The sequence below is a fragment of the Blastococcus sp. SYSU DS0541 genome (assembly GCF_054050875.1).
On record NZ_JBJHAD010000004.1, the window covers coordinates 73141 to 98928 of the forward strand.

At 69.7% G+C, this 25788-nt stretch carries 14 protein-coding genes; 7 read left to right on the plus strand and 7 right to left on the minus strand.

Annotated elements, in window-relative coordinates:
* Nucleotides 1-2 precede the first annotated feature (2 nt).
* The 4 genes from ACI794_RS06325 to ACI794_RS06340 all read right to left on the minus strand — a co-directional run bounded on the left by ACI794_RS06325 (nt 3) and on the right by ACI794_RS06340 (nt 12676).
* On the minus strand, nt 3-3974 hold the full coding sequence (locus tag ACI794_RS06325) for an Eco57I restriction-modification methylase domain-containing protein (RefSeq protein ID WP_456615907.1): 3972 nt from the start codon (nt 3972-3974) through the stop codon (nt 3-5).
* Entirely contained in the window at nt 3971-6838 is a 2868-nt protein-coding gene (locus ACI794_RS06330; RefSeq protein ID WP_456615908.1) for a helicase-related protein, read from the minus strand. The genes ACI794_RS06325 and ACI794_RS06330 overlap by 4 nt, the downstream gene beginning before the upstream one ends.
* Nucleotides 6835-12051 (minus strand): DEAD/DEAH box helicase, encoded by a 5217-nt coding sequence (locus ACI794_RS06335; protein WP_456615909.1) that lies wholly within the window; start codon nt 12049-12051, stop codon nt 6835-6837. The genes ACI794_RS06330 and ACI794_RS06335 overlap by 4 nt, the downstream gene beginning before the upstream one ends.
* Nucleotides 12052-12322: 271 nt before the next feature.
* Nucleotides 12323-12676: a hypothetical protein gene (locus ACI794_RS06340; protein ID WP_456615910.1), complete on the minus strand. Its 354-nt coding sequence runs from the start codon at nt 12674-12676 to the stop codon at nt 12323-12325.
* A 1144-nt stretch (nt 12677-13820) separates the two neighbouring features.
* On the opposite strand from ACI794_RS06340, the gene ACI794_RS06345 reads away from it, so the two are divergent.
* Together ACI794_RS06345 and ACI794_RS06350 are read left to right on the plus strand one after the other, a co-directional pair.
* On the plus strand, nt 13821-14261 hold the full coding sequence (locus ACI794_RS06345; RefSeq protein WP_456615911.1) for a helix-turn-helix domain-containing protein: 441 nt from the start codon (nt 13821-13823) through the stop codon (nt 14259-14261).
* On the plus strand, nt 14261-16819 hold the full coding sequence (locus tag ACI794_RS06350) for a hypothetical protein (protein WP_456615912.1): 2559 nt from the start codon (nt 14261-14263) through the stop codon (nt 16817-16819). The genes ACI794_RS06345 and ACI794_RS06350 overlap by 1 nt, the downstream gene beginning before the upstream one ends.
* Before the next feature lie 153 nt (nt 16820-16972).
* On the opposite strand, the gene ACI794_RS06355 is transcribed toward ACI794_RS06350, so the two are convergent.
* The gene (locus ACI794_RS06355) at nt 16973-18298 is read right to left on the minus strand and encodes a hypothetical protein (protein WP_456615913.1); all 1326 of its coding nucleotides are present in this window, start codon (nt 18296-18298) and stop codon (nt 16973-16975) included.
* 104 nt (nt 18299-18402) lie between these two features.
* Between ACI794_RS06355 and ACI794_RS06360 the strand changes: the two genes are divergently transcribed.
* Nucleotides 18403-18597, plus strand: a complete 195-nt coding sequence (locus tag ACI794_RS06360) for a hypothetical protein (protein WP_456615914.1) — start codon at nt 18403-18405, stop codon at nt 18595-18597.
* Between the two features lie 189 nt (nt 18598-18786).
* Here ACI794_RS06360 and ACI794_RS06365 read toward each other — a convergent pair whose 3' ends face one another.
* Both ACI794_RS06365 and ACI794_RS06370 read right to left on the minus strand, forming a co-directional pair.
* Nucleotides 18787-18933, minus strand: a complete 147-nt coding sequence (locus ACI794_RS06365) for a hypothetical protein (protein ID WP_456615915.1) — start codon at nt 18931-18933, stop codon at nt 18787-18789.
* 792 nt (nt 18934-19725) lie between these two features.
* The gene (locus ACI794_RS06370) at nt 19726-20796 is read right to left on the minus strand and encodes a tyrosine-type recombinase/integrase (protein WP_456615916.1); all 1071 of its coding nucleotides are present in this window, start codon (nt 20794-20796) and stop codon (nt 19726-19728) included.
* A 56-nt stretch (nt 20797-20852) separates the two neighbouring features.
* Between ACI794_RS06370 and ACI794_RS06375 the strand changes: the two genes are divergently transcribed.
* From ACI794_RS06375 to ACI794_RS06390, 4 genes are all read left to right on the plus strand, one after another.
* Nucleotides 20853-21074, plus strand: a complete 222-nt coding sequence (locus ACI794_RS06375; RefSeq protein WP_456615917.1) for a hypothetical protein — start codon at nt 20853-20855, stop codon at nt 21072-21074.
* An 819-nt stretch (nt 21075-21893) separates the two neighbouring features.
* Nucleotides 21894-22793, plus strand: coding sequence for a PIN domain-containing protein (locus ACI794_RS06380; protein WP_456615918.1), 900 nt, complete (start codon nt 21894-21896; stop codon nt 22791-22793).
* Between the two features lie 438 nt (nt 22794-23231).
* Entirely contained in the window at nt 23232-24422 is a 1191-nt protein-coding gene (locus tag ACI794_RS06385; protein WP_456615919.1) for a hypothetical protein, read from the plus strand.
* Nucleotides 24423-24674: 252 nt separating this feature from the next.
* Entirely contained in the window at nt 24675-25712 is a 1038-nt protein-coding gene (locus tag ACI794_RS06390; RefSeq protein WP_456615920.1) for a DUF2726 domain-containing protein, read from the plus strand.
* The last annotated feature ends 76 nt before the right edge of the window (nt 25713-25788 follow it).

A 25788-nucleotide genomic window follows, 5' to 3' on the forward strand; every position in this document is an offset into this window, starting at 1 on the left:
TGTCACACGTGCTCCTCATGTCGCGGCCCATGCCCAGGCGGCGGGTCGAGCGGGCTGACGAATGGCACACCGGTCCGGGCTGCCTCGGTCATCGCGTCGTAGGAGGCGAGTACTAGCCGCTTGGTGCGGAACTCGCCATGGTCACGCTCGTCGTACTTGCGCACTGTCGGGAACGAGTCGATGACGTGCTCGGCATCGTCCCGGTTCAGTCCGTACAGGTCCAGCATCGCGGCGTCGATCTCGGCCTTGATCTGCGCTCGCCGTTCCGGCAGCCATCGGTAGGGAGGACCGGGATCACCGCCCACGACATCGGCGGCGTAGGACTTGATCCGGTGGGACGTGTAGGCCAACTCGGCAACCCGCGGCCGGATGAAGGTCTCGAGGGGGGAGCTCCACCATGCGGGCTGCTCAGCGAACGCTTTAGGGGTTGGACACGCCAGCTGCTTGGTCGTGAAGTACTTCATGTGCGTCCCGCTCAACTTCTGCCGGGCGACGTAGTCGAAGGCGAGGGATGACCACGTCGCGTGAAGTAGCGGCGCCTTGCCTGGGGATTCGGGGAATGCGAGCAGGAATGGGTCGCCCACAGCAGATCTCGGCATGACGCTCGGGACGAAGGTGCGGACGTCGCTGGCGCGGGCGATGTCGCGCCAGCCGAGGAACCAGTCGCGGTCCCAGCCGTCCGGCACGGCTTCGTCGACGATCTTCGCGTCCACCCAGTACCGCGCCAACGGTTCGAGGTCCGGGTCGTCGAGCTGCTTGTCGTCGGGGCGGGGCAGAGATCCCACGTTGAGCTGAGCCTGAGTCGCTCCGGCGTACGTGCTGAACCGGTGGTTCCAGTGGCTCAACATCTTCGCTTCGTACAGCGGAAGCCAGCGCTGGCCAGCCTGGTGCCAGCCCCATCCGTCGAATCGCGCTCCCAGCTCTTGGAGTTCGTCCGCTGAGATGAAGCTGCCCGAGTCGTTCGCCATGTCGAGCAGTCGCCCGAACCTCAAGCCCCATGGGTTCCCGTCCACGGCGTCATCGCGGATGAGCACGGGATGGTGGCGGTAGCAGGCGAGGGTGATCTCCGCGTCGCGTCGGCTGCGGAACAGCGGCAGAGTGCCGGTGTTCGGGTTGACCTGTAGGACCTCGTGTGCCTCGAGCCGGAACCGGCGGCTCGGCACCTGGGGCACATGCCGGACCAGGAACGCGAGGTCGATCTCGGGCACCCGCTGGCCGCCGGTCATCGACGAGACGGCGAAGCGCACGGAGTGATGAACCCCCGGGAAAATCCGCGCCTCGTTGTCAAAGTCGTAGAAGGCGGCGACCCGCTCGGCTCGCAAGTTTTCAGCGAAGAAGGCGGCTGTCGTGGCATCCGTGGCGAGGCCGGTCGGCGTGATGATGCCGCTGCGACCGCTGGAAACCAGGCAGGTGCGGAAGTGCTCCGCGAAGACGCTGTAGGTGTTGACGTCACCGACCCCGCAGAGCGGGAAGCGCCCGCTGGTGCGCAGGAAGTGGCTCTCCGCCTCGGCCTGCCGCTTGGCAGCGTTGAACTCCGCGAAGAGCTCTGGGTGCTCGTGCTTGAGCGCGGCGATGGCTCGCTTGCGGGCAGCGGCATTCTTCGCCTCGGCGATGGCGGCGTCCCGGGCGGCGAAGAACTCCTGCTCCTGCAACTTGACCCGCTCCCACGGCGGGTTGCCGAGCGTGGCGGAGAAGCCTCCGATCCAGCCAGTCGCGCTGTTCGCGGGCCCGTCGTCAGGTACGGCGAAAACCTCGGGGAACTCCAGGTGCCAGTGGAAGAGTCGGTGGCGGGCGGCGATGGCGGCGATGGCGTCGACCACAGAGTCCGCCGCGGTCCCGTTGCCCAGCTGCTCGAGGGTCTCGTGCGTGATGGGCACGTCTTCGGCCGCCTTGCCACCGAGGAAGGCCGCACACCAACCGTCGGCCACCCGCCGTGCCCGTAAGGCGTGCTCACTGGTGTGCTCGGTTTGGTATCGCTGGCTGGCCCAGACGACGTCTGCGAGCGTGCGCGCGTTGGCCGCGCGAGCCGCCAGCTCTTGCGTGGCTGTCCGGTTGGCGGTATTGCCCACCGGAATGCCCGAGTCGCTGAACAGGTCGCCCTGGCCGCTGCGCTGCGCAGCGTTGAGCTTGCGCCAGGAGGTGGCGAACTTCTTGTCGTCGCCGGTCAATGCGACGTAGGCAGTGTCGGGGATGCCGGCGTGGAGCAGGGCCGGCGTGGTGCCGAGCAGCGCGTTGCCGACCTTGATGTGGTGGTCGAGGAAGGTGAGCGGCTTGCCGGGCGCCATCGACTCCAGCCAGAGGCTGACCTTCGCCAGGTCGGCCGCAAGCGGGTTGACGTCGACGCCGTAGATGCAGCGCGCCACGACGTCGTGTAGCGCCTGCTGCGTGTCAGCAGGCGTGGGGTCGACCTCCCCGGTGCGAACCATCGCCAGACGCTGCGCGATGCGACGGGCCGCAGCCACCATGAAATGCCCGCTGCCGATCGCCGGATCGCACACGGTCAGGCTCAGCAGGGCCCGCTCGCCGTCCGGCTGTTTCTCTGCGTCGTCAAGGACCGGGTCCAGCGCGGTATCCAGCACGAGGTCCACGAGGTCGGTCGGGGTGTAGTAGCTGCCCGTGGTCTTGCGGTCGTTGCCCGCCAGGTTCTCCAGCGTGAACACGTGCCGGATCGGATCGTGACGGGGCACGAGTTCGAGAAGGGACTCGTAGATGGACCCGAGTTCCTCGGCGCCGAGGTGGCGAAAGTCGACGAGCCGGCGGGGCTGACCCTTCGGCTGAACAATGGACAGCGAACGCACCGCGGACAGCAGCGGCTGGTTGCCCAGGCGCCGTCCGGTCAGGATGTCCGCTTGCGAGGCCGTAAACAGCCCGCCTAGGCCCGGCAGCCCGAGCCGCGGTTCGCCTTCGGTGCGGCCGAGGGCGTTCATGATGAGGTTGACGGCGTCCCACAGGTCGTGGTGTGCGCTGCCGTGGCGACGTAGCGCCAGGCGGCGAAGCCGGGCGGCAGAGAAGTGCTCGTGATAACGCTGCTGGACCGGTGCCGAGGCGGCGGGATCGAGCAGAGCATCGCGCTCCTCGGCCACGGCCCAGAACAGCAGGCGATAGACGGTGCGCAGCAGACTCTGGTGTAGGTCGTCGAGGCGGATGGAGCCATCGGCGAGCCCCTCGCGCAAGGGAGTGTTCGCGGGGTGCTGAAGGAGGCCGGTCCCTAGAGTTTCCAGCGCCTGCTGCACGCCATCGCGGAGCTGATCCAGCGCGCGCACGCCCTGAGTGACCGCGGTAGTACGCCAGCGCTCCAGCCAGCAGTCCGAGGGCTGGCCTCCGCTGGGAATCTCGACCCGGGACTGGTGGCACAGCAGGTACAGCAAGGCGAACTCGGCGAACAGTTCACCGTCGAACATCGCCTCGAGGTCGAACTCGACGTACGCCTGTCCGGTGAGCGTCGTGGAGTCGCGCAGCAGCCGGAGGAGCCGGCCGTTGGAGAGAAGAGCCCACAGGTAGTCGGGGGTGCGGTTGAGTGTTTCCTGCAGCATGGCGTGCGGGGCCCGGTGGGCGGCGCCTGAGACGCCCGGGCTGCGCTTGTCGAGGGGAACGCCCCAGCCGAGCAGGTGGATGGGGCTTGCGCCCCAGAGATGGCTGATCGGGTACTGCTTGTCCGCGACCGTGAGTCCGCCGGCGGGGGTTGTGGGCACGCGGCCGTAGCCGAGCTCGGACAGCACTACGGTCAGCCAGCGTTCCCGGGTGAGCCCGACGGCGGGGTCGTCATCGGGAAGGCGGGCAAGGTCGGTGCGGAATCGGCGGTAGACGCCGAGCAGGTGGGTCCACACCCTGGCGGCGGCCTCGCGTGGCTCCTCGCCGGCCAGGTGGTAGGTGCTGCTGCTCACGCCATCGAGGCCCCCGGCGAGGAGGGAGGAGAGCAGGTCGGCCGGGAGCAGCGCACCCGCGACCCGGACCGAGGTCAGCCCATCGCTCATGCCGCACCCCCCATGGCGGGCAGGAGGAGCTGGACGCTGAGTACGTCGACGGGCCGCTGGGCGGTGACGGTCAGGCCTCGACGGATAGCGCCGGCGCCGGCGCGGGCCCGCCGGTGGGCGCCGAGGAGCCGCTCGGCATGTTCGTCGGCGACTGCTTCCAGCTGGGGCATGAGTGACGGCAGTCCATCGAGGATCTTGCCGACGGCATCCTGTGCGACGCCTTCGACGACGTTGGCCGCTGCAGTGGCGTCGAGTAGCTCTTCAGCGCGGGCGTCGGCGAGCCATACAGCGTCGTGCGGCGCTCCCTCGAAGGCCAACACGCGCGCGTCCTCGGCGACGCGCTGCTGGATCCCGTCGGGGCCGGGCAGCGTGAGCTGGAAGCGGAAGCGGACCAGCATCAGGGTGGTGCGCGTGCCGACCGCTCGGGTGCGCATGACGCCGGCGCGGCGCGCGGGCCGCTCCTTGGCCGGGACGGCCGCGTCCAGCGCGCTCTCCAGCACGTAGCGAGCGATCGCCTGCACGGTGGGGTCGGTGCGGGCGATGACGGCCTTTCCGCGGCCGGCGGGCGGCTGGCTCCGCAGGAGCACTGGGTCGTGTAGGGCGACGGGCAGGCTCGTGCGCAGTCCGAGGGGAAGGGGTGCCAGCACAGCGGTGAGGCCCTCTTCAGCACGGGTGACGGTGGAGCCGAGCGCGCGCAGGGTCCCGGTGAGGAAGGTTTCCAGGTCACCGTGGCCGCCGAGTGCGGTACGGACCTCCTCGACCTCGGTGGCGACCTCCTCGGGCTTGATCGCGTGCTGGGCGTAGCGAGCGCGGGAGGCCTTCTCCTTCTCCGCCGCCGACGCCCAGGCGCGGTCCAGCGCCTGGGCGCGCTCGTCCATGCCCAGATCAAGGGTGAGCTGCTGGGCGTCCTGACCGCGGAGCAACAGCCCCTCGGCGAGGGCGTCGATGAGCCCTTGGCCATCGCCCGGCACGGGAACGGCGACGCCGGTGGCCTTCGCGATGGCGCGGTGCTTGCGGATCAGTACGTCAAGGACGATCCCGTCGATACCGTTGTCCTCCCCGTAGATCGTCAGAGCGCGGACGACGTCCTTGGGCTGGAGGTAGCGGTCGGCGCGGCCCTCGCGCTGCTCGTGTCGGGTGGGGTTCCAGGCCAGGTCGTAGTGCACCACGGCGGAGAAGTGCTCCTGCAGGTTGACGCCTTCGGACAGACAGTCGGTGGCGACGAGCACGTGACGGCCGCCGAGGTCGGTCAGTTCTCCGATGCGACGTTCTCGCTCGGCCGGGGGGATCTGTCCGGTGACGCTGGCCACGTGGACCGGGTCCTTGGATTTCGCCAGCACCGATGTCAGGTGTTCGGCGACGTATCCGGCGGTCTCGATGAAGCGGCAGAACACGATGGGCTGATAGCCGTCGGTCAGTAGCTGCTTGACCTGCGTGATGAGCACGGCGAGCTTGCGGTCCTGCGTTGCACCGGCGAGGTCGGCGGCCCGGCGGGCGAAGGCCAACAGCCGTCGCCGGTCCGCATCGTCGTGCAGCTCGCCAGCTGCTGGTGGCTCGCCAATGATGGCACCCGGCGTGGTGTCGATGCCTTCCAGAGACTCGTCCTCGCCGCTGTCGAGGACGGCGGCGCGGCCGATCGTGTCGGCCTCCTCGGCGTCCCGGGCATCAGCGTTGACCGTCCGCTTGCGCAGGGTGGCCGCCGCGGCGGCGGGGCTCGAGGCGAGAGCTCGCAGCAGGCCGAGCACCGTCCACCAGCGAACCCGCCCGCGGGTGCCGCTGACACCGTCGCGGACCTGCTCGCGGGCATAGGCCAGCACGTCATCGAAGAGGTCGCGATAGGCAGGGCCGAGCGTGTAGGGGACGTCGAGGGTGAGTCGGTCCTTCGGGAAGGGTGTGTCCTCGTCGAGGTAGTGGCGGATGTCGGCGCGCCGGCGTTGGACGAAATGCCGGGCCAGCAGCGCACGTCCGCGCTCGGTGGTCAGGTCGGCGGTCCGCAGCTCGGGATTGCAGAGGCCGATGAGATCAGCGAACGCGGCCTCGTCCCCGGAGTGTGGCGTCGCCGTAGCGAGAACAAGGTGGCGGTCGGCGTCGGCGGCCAGAGCCTGGAGGAGCTCGTAGCGCTGGTGCTGCCCACGTTGTCCAGCTCCAGAGCTGGTCACACAGGTGTGCGCCTCGTCGACGATCACCAGCTCCGGGCAGCGGAGCAGGAACTCGTGGCGTCGCCTGTCGGACTTGATGAAGTCGGTGGAGATGACGACGTGGGGGTACCGGTCGAACAGCGACTCGTTGAGCATGAGGCCGCGTTCGAGGTTGCGGACGGTACTGGTGAGCACGAGCGCGGCGTCGATGCCGAACTTGTCGTGCAGCTCCCGCTGCCACTGCTCGGCCAGCGCCGGGGAGCACAGGACGGCGAGGCGTCGCACGGTGCCCTGGGCCAGGAGTTCTGCGGCGATCAGGCCCGCCTCGACGGTCTTGCCGATGCCGACGTCATCGGCGATGAGCAGCCGGACGGTGTCCTGCCGCAGCGCCATCAGCAGGGGCACGTACTGGTAGCTGCGGGGGCTGACACTGATGCCTGCGAGCGAGCGGAAGGGGCCGGCGCTGGAGGAGAAGCCGACCCGAAGGGCGGTACGCAGCAGGCCGGTGGAGGCGCTGTCGCCGAGGTCGGCCGGCGACGGTGGAGGGAAGGTGGCGGGCTCCACGCCTTCATCGGGGAAGACACCGACGACGTCCTCTGCGCCGCCGCCCAGCGGCTGCAGCAGCAGGAACTCCGGTGTCGTCCCCGGTAGGACCACCCATTCGCGGCCCCGGGCGCGGACGAGACTGCCGACCGCGACGTCGAGGGTGGTGGGTGTTGCGGTCACCGTGTGGTCCTTTCAGGTCCGAAGAGCCAGGCGTGGCGGCTGGCGACCGCGGGCCAGTCGTCGTTGTAGCGCACGCGGACGACACTCCATCCGAGGTTGTCGAGTCGTTCGGCGGCACGCTGGTCACGCAGCTGCTGGACGGCATCGTCGTGGTGCGGGCCGTCGATGAACACAGCGACGGGGTTGCCCGGCAGGTCGTAGATGAGGTCGGGTCGCGCCCGGGCGTCTTCGATGGTGCGCTGCGCGTCGTCGGGTAGGCGGTGGCCGTGTTCGGTGAGCCAGTCGACGAACTTCCTCTCCAGCCCGGAGTCGCTGAGCTTGGTGAGCCACTCCTGCTGAGCTGCCCGGCCGCGACCACCCGCGCCACCGGCCACGCTCGCGGCCATGAGCTGCTGGAGCAGCGGCACGATGCTGTGCCGGTCGATCCGGCGGTGCTCGAACTGATTGGCGTAGGACAGCAAGCAGTCGTAGCAGCCGTGCTCGCACCTCTCCCGCGCGCCGGGGGCTTGGCCGAGGTCCTCCCCGGTGTCGGGGTCGTAGTGGACGATCGACAACGCCCGGCGGGCGACCCGAGCCAGCGCGTCCGGCTCGGCGATCAGGCGGGCCAGCACGCCGGCGCCACCCTCGGCGGCCTCGATGAGCAACAGGCGGCCGCGGCCGTCGAGGTCGGGCAGCTCTTTACTCTCCAGCTCGGAGTCTTCCAGCTGGAACTCCGCTTCGATGCCACGCTCCAGCGCCGTCCGCAGCGTGACGGCCGCCTGCTCGGCCACCGGGTCGCTCAGGCGGAGTACGAGAAGGTTGCGCCGGTCCTGTACGTAGGGAGTGACCTTCTCCTTTTCCCGGACGTCTTCGCTGGCCTCCAGCCCTTCGGTGTCCACCGGGCTGTCGGCGGCCTGCTTGTCGCTGAGCCACTTGCCCTCGCGCAGGTCCAGCCAGAACCCGTGGTCCGCGGGGTTCTTGCGCCGGCGCCGCCCGACGTTGGCGATCCGGATCTCGGCGGCATCGGCATGCACTAGCTCCAGCACCGGCCGGCCGGTGTCGATCGCTTCAGCGCGTGTGCAGCTGGGGAGCCCGCCGCGGTCGGCGAACCGAAAGGACACCTCCAGCTCGAAGCCGCTCTTGCGGCGTTCCTCCTCGTCGCTGCTGATCCGCTCGCGGCGGCGGGTGAACACCGTCTGCAACCGGAGCAGTCCGTACTGGGTCGCGCCCAGTGGGTGGTCGCAGTTCTGGCACCGGTCGATGCCGACCTTGACCGGATGGAGGTATCCGCAGCCCTCGCAACGCTTCGCCGTCTCGGTGATCGCGCCACCGCCGAAGGTGTTGCCCGGATCGCGAGGTAGCTGCACCCGGGTGACCTCGTAGCGGGCGCCCTCGTGGTAGATCAGCGAACCAGGGCCGAACTCGCTGATTGCCACGAACCGCGGCCTTTGCAAGTAGTCCCCGTCGGACTTGCCGCCTCGCCGGGCCGGGATGTAGGCAGCCAGCGGCAGCCGCGGGAACGAGTAGCCGGGCAGGAAACCTTCACTGGCCAGGTAGCGGTAGCTGTAGAAGTCGGTGGCGCCCTTTTCCTGGTCGTCGTTGCGCAGCAAGGTCAGCTGGTTGCGCGCATCAGCGCGTCGGCGCTCGGCCTGGCGGCGGTCCCACCGACTGGCGGTGGTGCTGATCGCCAGTCGGTGCTGCTCGTTGGCCTCGGCCAACGCGGCGCGGTAGAGCTGGCGCCACCGCTCGAATGCGGCATCGAAGGAGGTGGGTGCGTGCTTGATCTGGTCGTGCACCCAGGTGTCGGACCACCACGTCGCGTCGCCTTCGTCCAGCGCCCAGGTGCGCCGCAGCTCGGTCAGTACCCGCTCGGCAGTCACCTGTGCTCGGCGCTGCACGTCGGGGGCGTTGACTGCGTGCCACAGCTGTGGCAGCAGAGCGAGGCTGGGGATCTCCCCGCCGGCTTCGAGCAGGTCGGTGATGGACGAGTGCATCGACTCGTCGGTCTCGGCCAGCCAGATTGCGTGTACGTGGGAGCGGATGAGGTCCTCGTTGGTGAGATCAAGCCGCGGCGCGACTACCGAGCCGGCGACCATGTCCCGGGAACGGCGGAACCAGTAGCTGTCGTGCGCATTGCCGGTCGAGCAGTAGGTGAGGACCAGGGCTTGCTGGCCGCTACGGCCGGCGCGGCCGGAGCGCTGGGCGTAGTTGGCCGGTGTCGGCGGCACGTTGCGCAGTCCGACCGCATTGAGGTCGGAGATGTCCACACCGAGCTCCATGGTGGGCGAGCAGTACAGCAAGGGGAGGTCACCGGACCGGAAGTCGTGTTCGCGCTCGAGCCGATCCCGTTGGGGGACCTGCGCGGTGTGTTCGCGCGCGAGCATCCCGGCGTAGCCGCGCGCCAGGTCGCGGTACAGGTCCCGGAAGAAGGGGTTGACCCTGGCTGTTTCCTCACCGCTGAACGTCTTGCGCAGTGGGTCGACGGCGCCGTTGAGTCCGTCACCGGCGTGCCAACGCAGCGCTCCGGCGTTGATCCGGTACTCGGGGCCGTCTGCGCCGTTGGTGCGGTTGAGCACGCCGGCGTCGGTGAGGATGCGGAACAGGTCCTCGATCACCTTGCCGGCGTCGGCGGTCTGCAGCGGGCCCGGGAGGCCGGCGGCGTCCCGGCGGAGGTACTTGCCGAACGCGCCGCGTCCGGAGACAGCCAGCACCGACCGGCGGCCGCCGGCTCGACTAGGCCGGGGGATGGCGACGCCGACGTCGACCAGCTGCTCGTCCTCGCCGAGTGCCCATGGCTCGATCAGGTGGACGCGGGTGAGCCGTCTGAGCCGGTCGTACCCCTCCTCGGTCAGGCAGTCGACCTCGATGGCCCGGACACGGCGAAGCTCGTCGAGCAGGATGCGTGCGAGCTCTTCGCGTTGCGCGGGGCTGATGCGGTCGAGCAGGTAGCTGCCGGCCCACGATTCCTCGTCGCCGGCGAGCTCGGGAAGGTCGCGGTAGTCGACCTTGACGAGACCGGTCTGTTCGAGGTTGGGCATCGTGATGCGCCAGCCACGCTGCAGGTCGACGTACAGCTGGTACTCCACGATGCTGCGCAGGGCCCGCTCGGCGTCCTTTCGGGCGCCGAACTTGGCGTCGGGGGCCTGGGCGAAGTCGCGCATCTCCAGGCCGAGCATCTGGGTGACCGCATCGGCGAGGGACTCGTGAGTGAGTCCCTCTGGGCTGGCCTGCAGAGCGCCGTACAGCCCGGCGCGCAGCTGCGCGACCTGGACGAAGTCGTTGAAGTGACCGGCTTGCAGGCTGGCGTCCTGCCGGTTGTCCACGAAGGTCAACAGCTTGCGGGCCGACCGGGGCAGCTCGCTTTCGGGCACCGCGCGCAGGTTGCCGACGATCGAGGCGCTGAGCAGCGTCATCGCGCTCGAACGGCCTTCGGTGTCCAAGGTGGCGAGCTTCCCGAAGTCGTTGCCGCGAACCTGCTCGTAGGACACGCCGCAGCGCATGCAGAAGGCGAACGGGGTGGAGACGAACCACGCCGGCAGCCCGCTGCGCGCTTGGTCCTCGGTGCCGTCGGGCAGCAGGAAGACCTTGCTGGGCAGGTACTTGCGCTTGCTGTCCAGGATCTCGACTTGATCGGTGGCCGGGTCGGTGACCAGCCAGGGCTCCGGCAGTCGGCCGGCGGCGAGTGGGTCCTCGGGCCAGGGCAGGTCGCTGCTGACGTACAGGTAGCCCGTGACGCTGTCGCCGCCGCTGGCGTCGACATCCCGCCGGGACACGAACAGCGTCTGCCCATCCCGCGTCGTCTTCGCGACGATGAGGTACTCCTGGCCGCACTCCCGGCAGAAGCCGAGCGGCAGCAGCGCCTTTTCCGGCTGCCCTGGGACGTTGACCTGGTAGGCGCCGGTGATGTGCCGGTCGCCCTCGGATTCCAAGGAGACGTAGACGGTGTCGCCCTTGGACAGGAACTGGTGCAGCCGGAAGGCGAAGACGGGCCGCTCGGTTCCCGGCTGGCGGACCTGCGAGCCCTCCTTGAGGACGTTGCGCAGCACGGCCGCGCAGAGGCCGGGGTCCTCGCCTGTCGCGGCGGCGAGCTGGGCGGCGGCGTCGGGGATCGTGGTTGGTGCTCGGCGTACCAGGCGGCCGCTGGCCTCCTCGATCGCCAGTCCGAACGTCGTCTCCACCCAGCCGGCCAATGGGTCGACGGTGAACTCGGCGAACGAACGACCCTGCTGCGTGGCGTTGCGCGTGACGGCCGCGGCGAGCGCCGTCTGGGCGGGCGCCGAGGCGGGAGTGGCGCGAATCAGCGTCTCGCCGATGACCCGGTCAGGGGTGACCTCGGTACCGAACAGTCGGGTGGCCACCTGGGCGACCACCGCGTTGCGCTCCGCGGCGGTGCCGCCAGAGGCCATCGTGGCGCTGGTCCCGACGACCTGCAGGTCGTCGGCGGCGCACTGATCCCGCAGTCGCCGCACCAGCATCGCCACGTCGGCGCCCTGCCGGCCGCGGTAGCTGTGCAGCTCGTCGAGTGCGAGGAAGCGGAGGCCCTGGGCGGCGCGCACGAGGCGCTTACGCTCATCGGGCCGGGTCAGGACCAGCTCCAGCATCACGTAGTTGGTCAGCAGGATGTCCGGTGGATCGGCGAGGATCCTCGTCCGCTCGTCAGTGGATTCCTGACCGGTGTAGCGGGCGAAGGTGACCGGTTCGCCGCCCTCGGGATAGCCGAAGCTGAGGAACTTCTCCAGCTCACCCATCTGGGAGTTGGCCAGCGCGTTCATCGGATAGACGACGATCGCCTTCACCCCGGGGCGGCGCGCACCCCCGTGTTTGTCCCGTTCCCGCAGGACGGCGTCGACGATCGGCACGATGTAGGCCAGGGACTTTCCGGAGCCTGTTCCGGTGGTGAGCACGTAGCTCTTGCCGGTGCGGGCGACCTCGATCGCCTCACGCTGGTGTTGGTGCAGCACGATCGGGTCGCGGCCGGCGTCCTGGGGGTTGCTCTTCCGACGGAAAATCCGGGCGCATTCCTGGTGCAGCAGTCCCTGTTCGACGAGATCCGGTACCGCACCTCCAGAGGCGAAGGACGGGTTCAGGCTCACCCAGGGGTCCGGCCACTGAACGCCGTCGGCGAACTGCTGGTCGACGAAGCTCTTGATCCGCTCGTCCCGAACCGCCACGAAACCGGACGTGAAAGCTCGGTAGTCGTCGATTACCTGTTCGTGGACCTTGAAGACGTCCATTGCACCCCGTCGTTGATGGATCGCAGGGAGCAACCTAGTACGGGCCGTTGGATGCGGAACGTACGTGGGCTGATTCCTCGCGTTCGTCGCCCCAGCGGTCACAGCCATCACGGCCGAGCCGGGGCCGCCTATCCCTGCAGCATGCGAAGCTCCGGCCACGATTCACAAGTAGTCACCCTCCGAACGAGCGGTGTCGCTGATGGCGGAGCAACCAGCGGCGACGCCAATCGGTGTCCCGGGCAACTCGGGACCGAGAGCCGTTCGGCGGTGGCTACTTCATGGGCTCGACAGCCAGATCAACGCCGAGAGCTGCGGCCAGCCGTAGGGCGGTGAGGCTGTCCGGCCAGAGCAGCCCCCCTCGTAGTTGGCGTAGGCCCTTGGGCGTGATGCCGCCAGCCTCGGCTATGTCGCTGAGCCTTCCACCAACGCTGAGTCGTTCCGCGATCGCCGCCTCACACAGCCTCCAGATTGCGGCCCACTGTGCGACGGCGAAGACCTGGAGTTGGCGGCGTGGCGTGCGAGGAGGGTTCTCGGCTACTCGCTCAGGGGTGAGTTCGTACCAGATGCAGTCGTAGTCGTCGGCCGCATCGGCAGGTAAGTACCTGTAGAGGGGGCGCCTAGCCATCAGCTTTCCTGTAGCCCACAGCCTGGTACTCGATCGACCCGACGAGCGCCAGGAGGAGCTGCAGGTTCGGCCAGACCTGACCGTTCAAGACGTAGGAGATCGCGTCCTCCGAAACATCGGCGTCGTGTGCCAGGTCCGCTTGGCTGAGTCGGTCGCTGCAGTCAGGCAGAGCGCACTGATGAGGAGCGGCGAGCTTCTCTGCCACAGGCTGAAGGAGTCGATCCAGGGTCAGAGCCGCCTGGCGGTCACGCTGTTCCTCGGCGCTCAAGGTCCCTACGGGTGCTTCTCGAAGCTCGTCTGGACTCCTGCGGCGTCTGGGCACGACAGCATCGTCGCGAAGTGCTCAGAGTTCCCCGGAGCGACGCGCCGCTCTCGCACGTACTAACCGAACCTTTATTCGGGCTCCGTTGCCCTCTGGCGGCACCACAGGGGCATGACCACCCCTGAGACCGTGGCCGGTGCTCCTGACCGCGTCCGGCAGATGAGGCCGGGACCACCGTGCCTGATGGCCAGAGTCGCGGCGGCAGTTGCCGTTCTCCGCTGCCCTGAGCTCGACCCAAACCGCGTCACCGTGCCGCTGCGGTGGCGAACGCTGCTTGCCCAGGCGGCGCATGTCCTCGTCGGGTTCACCCCTACCTGTCCTGCTGCGGCGAGCGGAACGCCCGGTACCTCGAGAACGACGAACGCCCGTCTCAGGCTCCGGGGCCGTCTGACGGGCGTTCATCTGTGGTCTGGTCCTCACCGCGACTGCCAGTCGGCAGCGTCGCGGGTCTGGACCTCGCGCACCCGCCATCGTACGGACCGCACCGGGGTTGTCCTGGAAGCTCGGTGTTCGCTCGAAAGCGCGACGCCGACGGCCCCTGGATTTGCACGCTTCCTTGCACGCCCGGGTGGTGCCTCCCTGGTGCAGCCGCTGCCGAACGCGTCTCCCACCTGTACTTTCACCCTCGGCTGCGACTCGTACACGCGACGAAGGCCTCTCGTGTGGTGCCGCCTTTTCGGCGAATGCCACGCTCCTTACTGCAAGCACGCTGCAGCGCGCAGAGCGTTCGCCGGGACCGCGATTTGCACGCGTGCAACTCGCTCCCGGTGCACGTCCGCCGCGTGCCCCAGGGCACGCCCGACGCGAGAGCAGGTGCATGAGGTGAGGACCGCGCGGACCCCACAGGGGTTCTGGTTCACGCTCAAGGAGGCCGCCGAGGCGTGCGGCGTCAGCCGCGACACGGTCAAGCGCCGGCTGGCCGATGGCCAGTTCCCCGGGGCGGTCAAGGACGACGGGGAGAGCGGAGCCTGGCGCATCCCGCTGGTGGACCTGGTGCAGGCCGGCCTCGAGCCCGTCGTGCCCGGTCCTCCGGCACCTGCGTCGCTGGCGGTGCCCCTCACAGCCTCCCCGGAGGGGTGCCGGGCTTGCCGGGAGCAGCAGAGCGAGCTCGACCGGCTCCGCGAGCAGCTCGCGGTCGCCCAGGTCGAGGCGGTGTCCGCCCGCGAGCTCGCCGATGTGCACGCCGCCCATGTCCGCGACGTCATGGCCCTGGTCGGTCTGACCACCGCGTCGGCGGTGCCCGCTCCGCGGGTGGGTGCCTGATGCCCGCCCAGCGCAAGCCGGAGAACCGCACGCTGCCCAAGCACGTCTACCCGCAGGGCACGACCGGCAAGCTGTGGAAGACGATCATCCCGCTCGGCAACGGCAAGACCAGGACGGTCAGCGGGTTCACCAGCCCGACAAACGCCGCCAAGTACTACGACCTCGCCGTCGAGGAACTGCGGGCGGGCCGCCCGCTGCCGCCGAAGTCGATCGTCGAGCAGCCCCGGTCTGGCCGTTCACTGAGCTCGTACATCGAGGACATCTGGTGGCCGCGGTACAAGCGGCAGGGCGTCCCCGGCCCGCGTGGGCCCCGGTGGGGGAGACGACCTCAGAAGGGCACTCTCGAGGGCCGGCGCCGCATCATCGACCGGTACATCCTCACCGCGCCGTGGGCTGACTGGCCAATGCGGGCCATCAACCACGACCAGGTGCAGGAGTACCTCGACAGGCTCGCCGCCGAGGCGGTGGCGGAGGGCACCGACGAACCGCTCGGGAAGACGACGCTGAACCAGGTCAGCGGGACGTTGTGGCGGATCTACGACCAGGCCATCAACATGGACCGCGCCGAGCGGATCGTCGACCACAACCCGGCCGCGTATGTCGTCGTCGATGAGGAGACGATCGAGCGACGGCGCCGGGGAGGCGCCGAGAAGCAGCACGAGCATGAGCGCGAGGTGCCCGAGCGAGCGCTGGAGTGGGACGAGGTCTTCGCCGTCCACCAGCGGATGCTGCCGTGCGACCGCTACCTGTTCTGGGCCATCTCCGGCCTGAGCATGCGCATCGGCGAGGCGGCCGGCGTGTTCATCGCCGACTTCCTCGACGCCAGTGCCGCAGAGGGGGACGGGCACGGCTACCTGCACTGCGGCCACCGGATGCAGCTCAGCGAGAGGGACGACGAAACCGGCGAAGTGGCCCACATCGTCGACCGCGGCAAGACCCGCTCGGCCGCGCGACGGCTGACGCTGGGGCCGACGTCGACGACGTTCCTGCGCGAGTACATCAAGCGGTTCCACGGCTTCGACCCGTTCGAGCCCACCGTGCCGCGCAACGACCCCCGCCGGCGCGTCCCGATCTACGTCCTTCCGCAGGGAGGGCCACCGAAGGACAACGGCAGCGCGTTCCGGGGACGCCTGGAGAAGATCCTCACCGACCTCGGGCTGACCGAGAAGACGGTCGGCCACAAGGTCACCCCGCACTGGCTGCGCAAGACGGTCGCCACCCAGCTCCTGGACGACAGGCGGGTGCCGGAGGTCGCGCGGGCGAAGTACCTCGGCCACAAGCTCGATGGCATCGTCGACGACGAGCGGGGGGTCCGGGGCGCCGCGGTGACCGCCGCGGCCTACAGCCTCCTCACGCTGAAGGGCCTGTCGACCATCGCGAAGGTCATCGAGGAGGTCCTGCAGACCTACTACGGCGGTGACTTGTGGGCAGTCCCGAAGGGCACCGAGGGCCTGCTCACCATCCAGGAGGCGGCCGCCCTCCTGGATGTGCGCCCCCACAGCGTGCGCCGGCTCATCCACGAGGGGCACCTCCAGCGCCAGATGCACCCGGACTACCCGCACCGCCACTACGTCGCCGCCTCAGAGCTCGCGGGCCTGCGGGAGCGGTTCAGCGACGCCACCGGCCTGACCCGCGTCGAGACTGCGCGCCGGCTGCGCGTCACCAGCGGTGTCGTCACGACGCTCATCAGCCGGGGTGTGCTGGTTCAGGTGACCACCCCGTGGGGCAGCAACGGGACCCGGAACCGCGTGACCGTTGCGTCCATCGAGGAGTACGAGCGCAGGGTCGCCGCCGAGGACGGATCTGGCCTCGCGTGGGTGTCGCTCGAGGAGGCCGCCGGACAGCTGAACATCCCCCTGAAGAATCTGCGTGAGCGGGTCAGGGAGGGGGTGGCGCAGGGACGTCTGCGGGCGCGGAAGCGCGGCACCAGCGGGCGGACATCTGCGTACACGCACATCGCCGAGGAGGACCTCACCGCGTGGCGTGAACGGCTGAAGATCCCCGAGGGCTACGTCGGCGCGCGGAGGGCGAAGGAGCTCACCGGTGCCTCCAACCACGACCTCCGGAACTGGCGCCTGGCCGGACGGGTGCGGCACTGGACCGACGGCCGTCACCGGGGTGCTGGCGAGCTGTGGTGGTACTCGGTCGAGGATCTCAGGCGCATCGCGGCCGAGACCGCCTCACCTGGCGATGGCTACGTGCGGCTCCAGCAGGCCATCGACGAGTTGGGGGCCTCCTACAGGGTCGTGCGAAGGCTGCTGGAGAACGGCGTCGTCGAGCACGTCCGGCGTTCGCGGGGGCCTCAGAAGACCATCGTCTGGGTGCACCGGGAGCAGCTGCGGAAGGCGCTCGCTGTGCAGGGCGCACCGAACGGCTACATCACGGTGAGCGAGGCGGCTGCGCAGTACGGTCTCGCGCCGCAGTTGATCGCCGTCTGGGCTCGCAGGGGACGGGTCAAGGCACAGAAGCTGACCATGAACGGGCGCGACCAGTGGTACGTGCACGGGCGGTCACTGGCCCGCTGGATGCGCAGCTGGACCGGGGGGCTCGATGGGTGAAGTCCGTGAAGGACGCACGCCTGTGCCGAATCAGCAATCCCCCGGGGTGATGAGACACCTGCGGCACCGCCGCAAGCCTCTGAATACTCGGTGACCAGAAGCCGCAGAGACGAACTGGGAGGAGGAGCGGAATGCTCCTCCTCCCAGTCGTTCCTACGCGCTGCCGGCGTTGGGCTGCAGAGCGCGGACGGCCTCCTGCAGCTGCGCGGTCAGCGCAGCCCGCAGGCTGTCCGCGGTGCTGCGGATGCCTCCGAGCGCCCGTTCGGCTGTTCCCGTGTGCCTACTGACTTCGTCGAAACGGGTCAGTAGCTGGATTCCGTGGCCGATAGCGGCCTGTGCACGAGTCAGGTCGACGGCCGGGTCTCCGTCGCTTTGGGCGGTCGCCAGGAGGGTGAGTTCCCGGATTACGGCGAGTACCAGCTTCAGCAGCTCGGGGTCGTCGGCGGAGACGACCCATGCGTTGGGGTCGACCCGGTGGAACCGGCCCGGCCCCGGCACTTGATCCGGTGTCGGAACGACGGCTAGTGCCGCCCGCGCGCGGCGGACCCGCATGGCCTCGGCCAGCTCCTCACGGTGCTGCCGCGCCGTGAGAGCCCTGGCCCGCCGCTTCGCCTCGATGGCGATGGTGGGCTGGTTGCTGCCTGATGACAGCACACGGACGACGACGTCCCCGGTCTTCCGGGTCGTGCCGGCTCCGGGGTGGGCACCGACGTGCTCGACGCAGTCGCCAGTAGCCTTCGCCCACTCGTCGACGATGTCGGCGACGGCGTCCTCGAAGTCCTTCCCCGCCGCGCTGGACTTGCTGCGCGCCGCGGCCTGGGCCTGATCGGCCTGCACCAGCGCGCGCACCGCGGCGAGTCCTTCGACCAGCTCCCGCCGGGTGTTCTCGACGGTTGCTGTGAGGTCCCGGCGCAACGCCGCGATCGGCGAGCTGGGGTTCTCGGTGCTGACGACACTGCGCACCTCGGCGGTGTGCGAGCGCACCACCCGTTCGAGCTGGGCCAGCGCCTCGTTCTGGGCCGTGGCAACGGCCTGCCGGACAGCCTCGCGGACGTTGCCCGCACCACCGGCGAGTACAGCCGTCAGGCCCTGCTCGATCCGGGTGGGCAGGGCGCCCAGTACGTCCGTGGCAGCCTGCCGGGTGGCTAGCTCGGTGGCGTCGACTCGGGCGAGAAGGCCATCGAGCTGCGCGACGGTGGCCGTCGCGCGTGCCTGCACCGCTTCGTCGAAGCCCGCGAGGGCGCGCTCCATCACCGCAGTGGTGTCGCCGGTGCTGCGCTGCAGCCGACCGGCGATCATCCCGACGACGACGGCCGAGGCCACGTCGTCAACCAGCGCCGCGGGCCCGTGCTCGGCGAGTACGCGGCGGGCGAGCACGACCGTCTCCGGGTGCGTGATGCGCAGGTGCTGGACTTCCAGCACGTCGTCGATGACCGTGACGCGCCCGGTACTGGACCGCTGGGCGGGGATGGCGGTCATCGAACACCGTCCGTCTGCAGGACCAGCCGCCCGATGGAGATGGGTAGACCATCGACGAGTCGTCGGCAGATGAGGCATCCGGACGCCGGCGTCACGGCATCGCCATGGTGCTCGGCCTCGACCAGAGCGACGTGCAGCTCCGCCTGAACCGCCTGCCAGACCGCCGTGTGACGGAGCTGGAGGGCGTCCTCGATTGCGCCGAGCGTATCGGCGATCTCTACCTCGTCGTCTCCGCCGTGCGCCTGGGCGGCGATGTAGCGGGCGCCGAGTGCTCGCCAGACGGCGAGCAGTCGGCGTAGGTCTCGGTCCCGGTGCGCTGCGTCGCCGATGCGCCGCCGCGGGCCTGGGACCGATCGGATTGGTTGAGTTGACACGGGACCCTCCAGGGTCGCCGCGGCGCGGGGGACGTCCCCCCGCCGTCCCGCGGGGGTGGCTCACGTCCACCGCCACGGCACCGTCGCGGCGCCTCGACTGGAGACAAGCCCCAATCACCGGTCAGATTCAGGCTGCTGCTCGCGGACCCAGAGCAGGCCTACGAGGCCGCCCACCCAGAGCTGCTCGCCCCAGCCCATCAGCTGCTGCCAGTCCGACTCCGTGAGCTCGGCGGGCCCGACGGCGTCGTAGATCGCGTCCATGGCATCGGCGGCCTGTGTGGTGAGCAACCACGAGGGACGGCTGCAGCTGACGTCCAGCACAGAGCACGGGCATCTCGTCCCGGGCACGGTGAGTGAGCACGCATAACAGGTGCAGCAGGTGTCGAGCTGAGGGACGACCAGCGGCTCGATGGTGGGAACACGGTTCGCCACGGTGACGAGACACGTCTCGTCACAGACCATGACGACCGCTCCGCGGTCCAGAGGCACGAACAGCACAGGAGCCTCCTAGGCTCGGCCGGCCACCCGCCGGCGGGGTCAGCGCTGGGCAACGCCGCACGAGCAAGCTGCCGGCGCCATCCCCGGCTGCATTCGGCAAATGGCCGGCCGTACCTGGATCGTCGGGACGTCGCCCCCGCGGGACCGTGGGAGCAGATCCACGCTCACGCTGTCCGGATTGAGGGCATGCCAAGGACCCCCACATCGGGAGGTGGGGGAGTGAGCAATCGATGGCCGTGTGAAGTTGTTGGCCGGTGACACCTGCTGTAGCCGTCAGAGGCGGAGCAGCAGGCACTCCTTTCATGGGGACGAGGACGGGAGGGACGGTCACAGCAGGTGTCCGCTGGCCGTCATCGCCCGGCGGCCCACGAGCTCGCGAGGTGAGGACCTTGGCGTCGTAGGGCCCACGCCGTCGTCCGGGGCCATGCCGACGCTCGGAGCCGAGCGGCAAGACCAGCCGGCCCGAGGGCAGGCTCCGCCGCCGGACATGGTGGTCCTCGACGACATGCAGGCTGAGGACGGCCCGCAGCCACTGCATCAGCGCGAGAAGGCCGTTCAGCATCGCGACCCGAAGATGGCCTCGTACGCCGCAGCCAGCTCGTCGAAGGTGGGCTTGGTGTACCGGCCGATGGTGCCGGCGGCCTCGTCGCGGTGTCCGGCGTAGGACTGAGCCACGCGCACGTCGGCGACGCGACGGACGTCGTCGAGGGTGGTGTGCCGAATCCAGTGCGGGCCGACGTCGAGCGATTCGCTCCAGGTCGTGTGCTTGTCCAGCCGGTCGAAGAGGGTGTTGAACCGGCGCCGCGTCAGCGGACGGCCGTCCTTATAGCGGAAGACGGCATCAGCTCGGGTCTGGGCGCCGCGGCGAGCGGCGTGAGCGAGGAGACGCTCGAGGACGTCCCGACGGAGTGGAAGGTCGCGGCTCTGACCGTTCTTCTCCGTCACCGTGACGCGGCAGTCCTCGGTGTGCAGGTCTCCTACCCGGAGGTTGAGCGAGCCCTCCCGCCGGCACCCCGTGTGCCGGAGAAACTCGAACAGGAGCCCGTCGAGCTCTGGGTCGTCCCCGGTAGCAGAGCAGACGAACTGCAGCTCGGCGAGCTGCTCGTCGGTGAGCGGACGCTCCGGTGCGTTGGGGCGTTGCGGGGCCTGGAGGCCGGTCGCCGGGCTGACTTCCAGTCGTCCATCCAGGACCGCGCACTTGAAGAAGAAGCGGACTGCACGCACGAAGTTCTCGGCCGCTCCGCGGCCGTGGGCGTCCGGGTCGCTGGAGCGCAACAGCCGGCCTCGGGCGAGTGCATCTGCGACGCGACGCTCGCCGACCTGGCGGCGCACCTCGTCACGGAGAACGGCGAGGTCCAGCGGGGTCACGTCGCTGAGCAAGGACCCCCCGTGCGCGTCCACCAAGCGGCGGAAGCCGATGCTGTAGGTCGGCAGGGACTTTCGCGGGCACGCCGCGACGACCCGGGGGCAGAACTCCTCCACGGTTCGCCCAGGCGGGCCAGCGGGCGCGCTTGGCGTCGCCGAGTCGCCCAGCTCCTTGGCCAGTTCGACGAGGTCGGCAGCGGTCAGGTTGTGAGCATGGATGAGGCTGGCCATCACCTGACGCGTCAGCGAGCTCATCGTCATCGGGCGGCCGCCTCCGCCGGACCATCGTTGCGAGCCTTGACCAGTAGGACGCCCAGGTGAACCAGGGCCAGCTGCTGCGAGTCCTCGTCGCCGGCGACGAGGAGCTGGCGAGCCACGTGGCCGACGCCCAGACGGTGGGCGACACCAGGGGAGAGGAGCAGGCGCTGCTGCGAGTCGATGCGCAGCTGGACACCTGCAGCTTCACGAGAGCCGTCGGCGGCCACACCCAGCACCGCGAAACCGTCACCCAGCTCGAGGACGTCGAGGTGTCGCGGTAGCTGATTGCCCTGCAGTGCTGAGCGCAGACGGAGGCGGTTGCGGTGGTCCACGGTGACGAGCCGGCATGAGACCGCCATCAAGTCCGGCACCGCGGTGGCCGGCGCTAGCGTTCGAGCCGGCTTGCGGACGGTCACGGCCTGGGCTGGTACCCGAAGCGCTATGGCGGCTGCCAGGTCGGTCATCTGAGGCTTCACGCCGCCATGGGTGCCGCTCTCTCGGGCCAGCGTCCGTATAAAGGTTCGAAGGTCCGCGGTCGCGTCGAAGCGCCGATCGGCACCCGCTTCCGGGGCTCTTGCGATGAACTCCGGCGACCCCTGCTCCTGCACAGTGTCGTTTATAAACGACACTGCTCAGGATGTGCTGCCCAGCGCTTCCTATCCCATCCGATCAGGGGAACTCATCGGGCCATAGGCGAACAGCGAGACTGCTCTCGAGCTTCGCGAGCGAGACGACGTCGGGCCACGTGCGGCCGGTCATGAGGTCGTGCAGGGCGGATCGCGAGAGGTCGGCGCGGTCGGCGACCTCCGTGCGGCTTCGCTCGCCAACGGCGGCGAGGAGGCGTCGTGCGATCTCGCGGGCGTACCGCGCTGCTGCTGGCGCATCCGGCACCAGCGGACCATCAGGCCAGTTGCCGTCCGCGCTGTACGCGCGCGGTGGTGGCAGTGACTCCCGCCGCCGAGGCATACCGGCACTCTCGCCTACCGCGGCCCGCAAGGTCGGGAGGCGACCCGTCGCCACGCCGGTTTCTCCTGGCGCCCCGGGTCGTCAGGCGGGGGGCCTACATGGGCCTCTCCGGCTGATGACCCACCATGCGGGGCATGGCCGTGTCCCGCATCGCCCCGAAGCCCTACGCCGACGCCCTCCTGGAGGAGCTGGATGCCATCGAGGTTGCGTACATCGAGGTGCTTGAGGCGTCGGGCGTGGTCAACACAGATCCCAACCGCGGGAGCTATGCCAGCGGCATCGTCTTCGTCGGCTACGCCAGCTGGGACTGGGCGCCCAGCGACGGCCCCGGCGAGGCCGCGCGCATGCGGCTGCTCGGCCTGGTGGGGGACTTCCGGCCGCGCTTCGAGCTGCTGTTCCCGCACCCGACGCCGGCCATCGTCGAACGCCACAAGGACGCGTTCGACCTGCTTGAGCGCTGGCTGGAGCGCCCGGGCAATGACCACAGCGTGCCCTCGTCGATCCCCGCCGCGGTTCAGAGGCTGCGCCACATCGTGTCGGTCCTGCGCGACTCCCGCGCCTTGCTGCCCGAGGACCCAATCCGGGTGCGGCTTGTTGTCGACACCAACACCCTGATCGACAACCCGGACCTGACCGTCCACGCCGGACGGCTGGGAAACGGGTACCGCGTGCACCTGCTGCCGGTAGTGCTGCGGGAACTCGATGACCACAAGCGCTTCCACCGGCGGGAGGAGTTGCGTGAAGCTGCGAAGCGGGCCGACCGGCGGCTGAAGGGGTTGCGTGACAACGGCGACGTGCGCGTAGGCGTGCGCGTCGCAGGCGACATCTCGGCGGTGTTCGAGCACGTCGAACCCCGCGGGGAGGGTCTTCCCGGCTGGCTGGACTTGACCGTGCCCGACGACCGGTTCCTCGCCTCGGTCCTGCTGTTGCAGAGCGCGCACCCCGGCTCGGCCGTGTACGTCGCGACTGGTGATCTGAACCTGCAGACGAAGCTGGCGGCTGTGCGGCTGCCGTTCGTCGAGCTTCCCGACTGAGTCCACCGACAGTCGCGTCGGCCAGCAGAGGCCGCATCGGTCGTGGGGACAGCGGTCTTGATGGCCGGCACGCGCATCGGACGCCCGGTATGCACCATGTCGTCCCGAAACGCCGAGTGCCGTCGGCGGTAGCTGGCATGCTGCCGTCGACCGCAACACGCAGCCGGCACGGGCGTACTCGGCGCGTAGGAACGCCAGTCGGCGAGCCGACGGCGGTTCAGGTGCGGCAGGTGGTCCCGGCTGTGGTCGAGCGTGCAGGCCGCTGGAAGGTGCGGCAGCGACCAGGGGCTGCGGCCGGATCGGTCAGCCCCAGGGGGCAGCGCGCGCCGTCGTGGCCGGACCCCTACGTTGCGCCGAGCTTCGGCGCGCACCCGTCAACCTGCGGAGGTCGCACTGTCCACACCGGCGAACACCCCACCGGGCATCCTCGGCCACCTGGTGACGCACCTGGCCAGCCACCCCGAGAACACCGCCACCTTGGCCCTGAAGTACGTGCTCGACACTTCCTCCGCCGCCCGCGCGGCGTTCGAGAGCTACCTGCGGCAGGCGGTCGCCCTGCCGACCGGCTTGCTGCTCGAGCTGCAGTCCAGCGGTGAGGACCGTTCCATCCCCGACCTCGCCGGACTCGCCGAGGACGGCAGCAGTCCGCTGCTCGCGGAGGCGAAGTTCTACGCCGGCTTGACCGACCACCAGCCGGTCAGCTACCTGCACCGGCTGCGGGTCGGCGCGCCCGGGATGCTGCTGTTCATCGTCCCTTCCCAGCGCCTCGAACTCCTGTGGATCGAAGTCGCCCGGCGGGCCGCCCGGGAGGGCTTCCCGGTCGGGGAGGAGACCACCACCGCAGAGCTGCGGCACGCCGCCGTCGGCCACGGGCACGTGCTCGCCATGGTCAGCTGGCGAGCCCTGCTCAACGTGCTGACCGCAGCCGCGACCGCTGCCGGCGATCAGACGGCCGCCGCCGACCTCGACCAACTGCGGGGCCTGTGCGACCGGATGGACAGCGAGGCGTTCCACCCGCTGACCGGCGAGGAGCTGTCCGGATCGGTCGCGGTCCGGCTCAAGCAGTACGTCATGATGATCAACAAGGCGGTCGACCGACTCGTGCGCGATGGCGTGGCGACGCCTGGCACCAGCCAGTTCCCCCGGCTGCGTGGGCGCGGCGGCGACGGCTGGATGGGCCGGTGGCTCGGGCTCAGCGACGTCACCTGCCTGCTACGGGTGGCGCCGTGGCCGTGGGCCCGGGACCGCGCCACCCCCCTTTGGCTGCAGGTCGGCGTGTACAAGGGCGAGCACAAGCCTGCGGCGCTGCTGAAGGCACTCGGGCCGCTGGTCGCCGAGCGGGACCGGGTGTTCGAGCACCGCCACTATGTCGACGTCGCCATCGACTTGCCCACCGGCGTCGAGCAGGACGTCGTCCTCGCGGCGATCCGGCGCCAGCTGACCCGAGTTGCCGAGCTGCTGGCTCCGCTGCAGGTATCGGCCGCCGGGGTCACCGCTGCCACCGCGGCCGACACCGGGACCACCCCGCCGGACCCCGGCAACGACGGGCCGGACCCGGACGGCGGGGCCGCGCCGGAGGAAGAGGTTCTGCCGGGCGACGAGCCGGAGGACGACACCCGCGGCATCTGACGCGCCAAGAACCGAAGGCGGTCCTTGCGCCTACTGGTGCACGCCCAAGGACCCCGGCATCCAGGGGATGACGGTCGTCCCCTGCGGAGAAGCTGCGAATGGCCGTGCCCTGTCGCGCACGAGACCGCACCCAGTACTCGCCCAGGACATGCCGCCGCTCTCCCCGTGCGACACCGCTACCTGTCACCCCTGTCATGCACCATCGGAGGCAGGTCCGACCGGGCATCACCGGCGGGGTGAGGAGTCACGTACGTGCAGCTCAAGAAGTTCTGCCCCGACACGGAGACGCGGACTCGCAGGGTGCTCAGCCGGGTCGTGGAGGGCACCCTGTTCTGGATCAACGTCCACACCCGGCTGGAAGACGTGATCGAGCCCGGCCCGGACGACGACGCCGCCGACCGCAGGTTCCTGCGCGACGCTCACTTCGACTTCACGATCCACAAGCAGACCCGCGCCGAGGCCCTCTGGGCCTTCGAGTTCGACGGCCCCCAGCACCAGACTGCCGAGCAGCGCCGCCGGGACACTCAGAAGAACCGCATCTGCCTCCTCGCCGGCCTCCCGCTGCTCCGGATCGACGACCGCCACTTGAACGTCAACGAGAAGGAGGCCGTCCTCGACTGGCACGTTCGCCGGTGGCTGGCCTACGAGAAGGTCATGCCCGGTCTGCTGGATGACCGCGACCGCGAGATCGCGGAGATGACCGAGGAGGAGATCGCCGACGCGGGCATCTGGCTGCTCGCCGACCGACCCCACCTCGACGTCGAGATGCTGTTCGAGCTGGACAACCCCTACCAGCCCACCATCGACATCGCCCGACGGCTGCTGCACCAGTACGGCATCTATGCCACCGAGGTCCTCGGCCGCGATGAGCTGACCAGCAACGTCGACTACCTCGCCCGCTTCGACTTCCTCGGCGCCTTGTCCGATTCCGGCCGGTTGTCGGCATCCTTCGCCCGCTGGGTCTGCCCGTTCCGTGTCGAGCGGTTCGACGGCTACCTGACCAGCACCTCGCGACAGCCGCACGTCGAGCTGCGAAGCAACGGAGTCTGGGAGTCGCGGGTCGCCTATCCGGTGCACGACGGCCACGGACCCCTGCCTGATGCCCTGGCGCGGAGCGGCTGGGCCGCAATGACGACCTTCCTGCAGGGCCCCGACGCATGGGACTGGATGCCCGCAGGGCCCGCCGGCGGGGGCGCCGCGGAGGTCGGCAAGGCCCTGGCCGAGTACAACGCCCTGCGTGAGGTCGAGCTCTGGGCGCAGCGGAGCCTGCGCCCACGCCGGACCGGCTAGGGCATCCTCGAGACCACCACAGGCACACCCGACCCTGTCGGCGCGGTGATCGCCGACCTGCTCGTCTGACCAGTTT

Coding starts and splice junctions, on each gene's coding strand:
- ACI794_RS06325 (WP_456615907.1), bottom strand. CDS start 3,974: ATGAGCGATGGGCTGACCTCGGTCCGGGTCGCGGGTGCGCTGCTCCCG.
- ACI794_RS06335 (WP_456615909.1), bottom strand. CDS start 12,051: ATGGACGTCTTCAAGGTCCACGAACAGGTAATCGACGACTACCGAGCT.
- ACI794_RS06340 (WP_456615910.1), bottom strand. CDS start 12,676: ATGGCTAGGCGCCCCCTCTACAGGTACTTACCTGCCGATGCGGCCGAC.
- ACI794_RS06350 (WP_456615912.1), top strand. CDS start 14,261: ATGCCCGCCCAGCGCAAGCCGGAGAACCGCACGCTGCCCAAGCACGTC.
- ACI794_RS06355 (WP_456615913.1), bottom strand. CDS start 18,298: ATGACCGCCATCCCCGCCCAGCGGTCCAGTACCGGGCGCGTCACGGTC.
- ACI794_RS06360 (WP_456615914.1), top strand. CDS start 18,403: ATGGTGCTCGGCCTCGACCAGAGCGACGTGCAGCTCCGCCTGAACCGC.
- ACI794_RS06365 (WP_456615915.1), bottom strand. CDS start 18,933: ATGGACGCGATCTACGACGCCGTCGGGCCCGCCGAGCTCACGGAGTCG.
- ACI794_RS06370 (WP_456615916.1), bottom strand. CDS start 20,796: ATGACGATGAGCTCGCTGACGCGTCAGGTGATGGCCAGCCTCATCCAT.
- ACI794_RS06380 (WP_456615918.1), top strand. CDS start 21,894: ATGGCCGTGTCCCGCATCGCCCCGAAGCCCTACGCCGACGCCCTCCTG.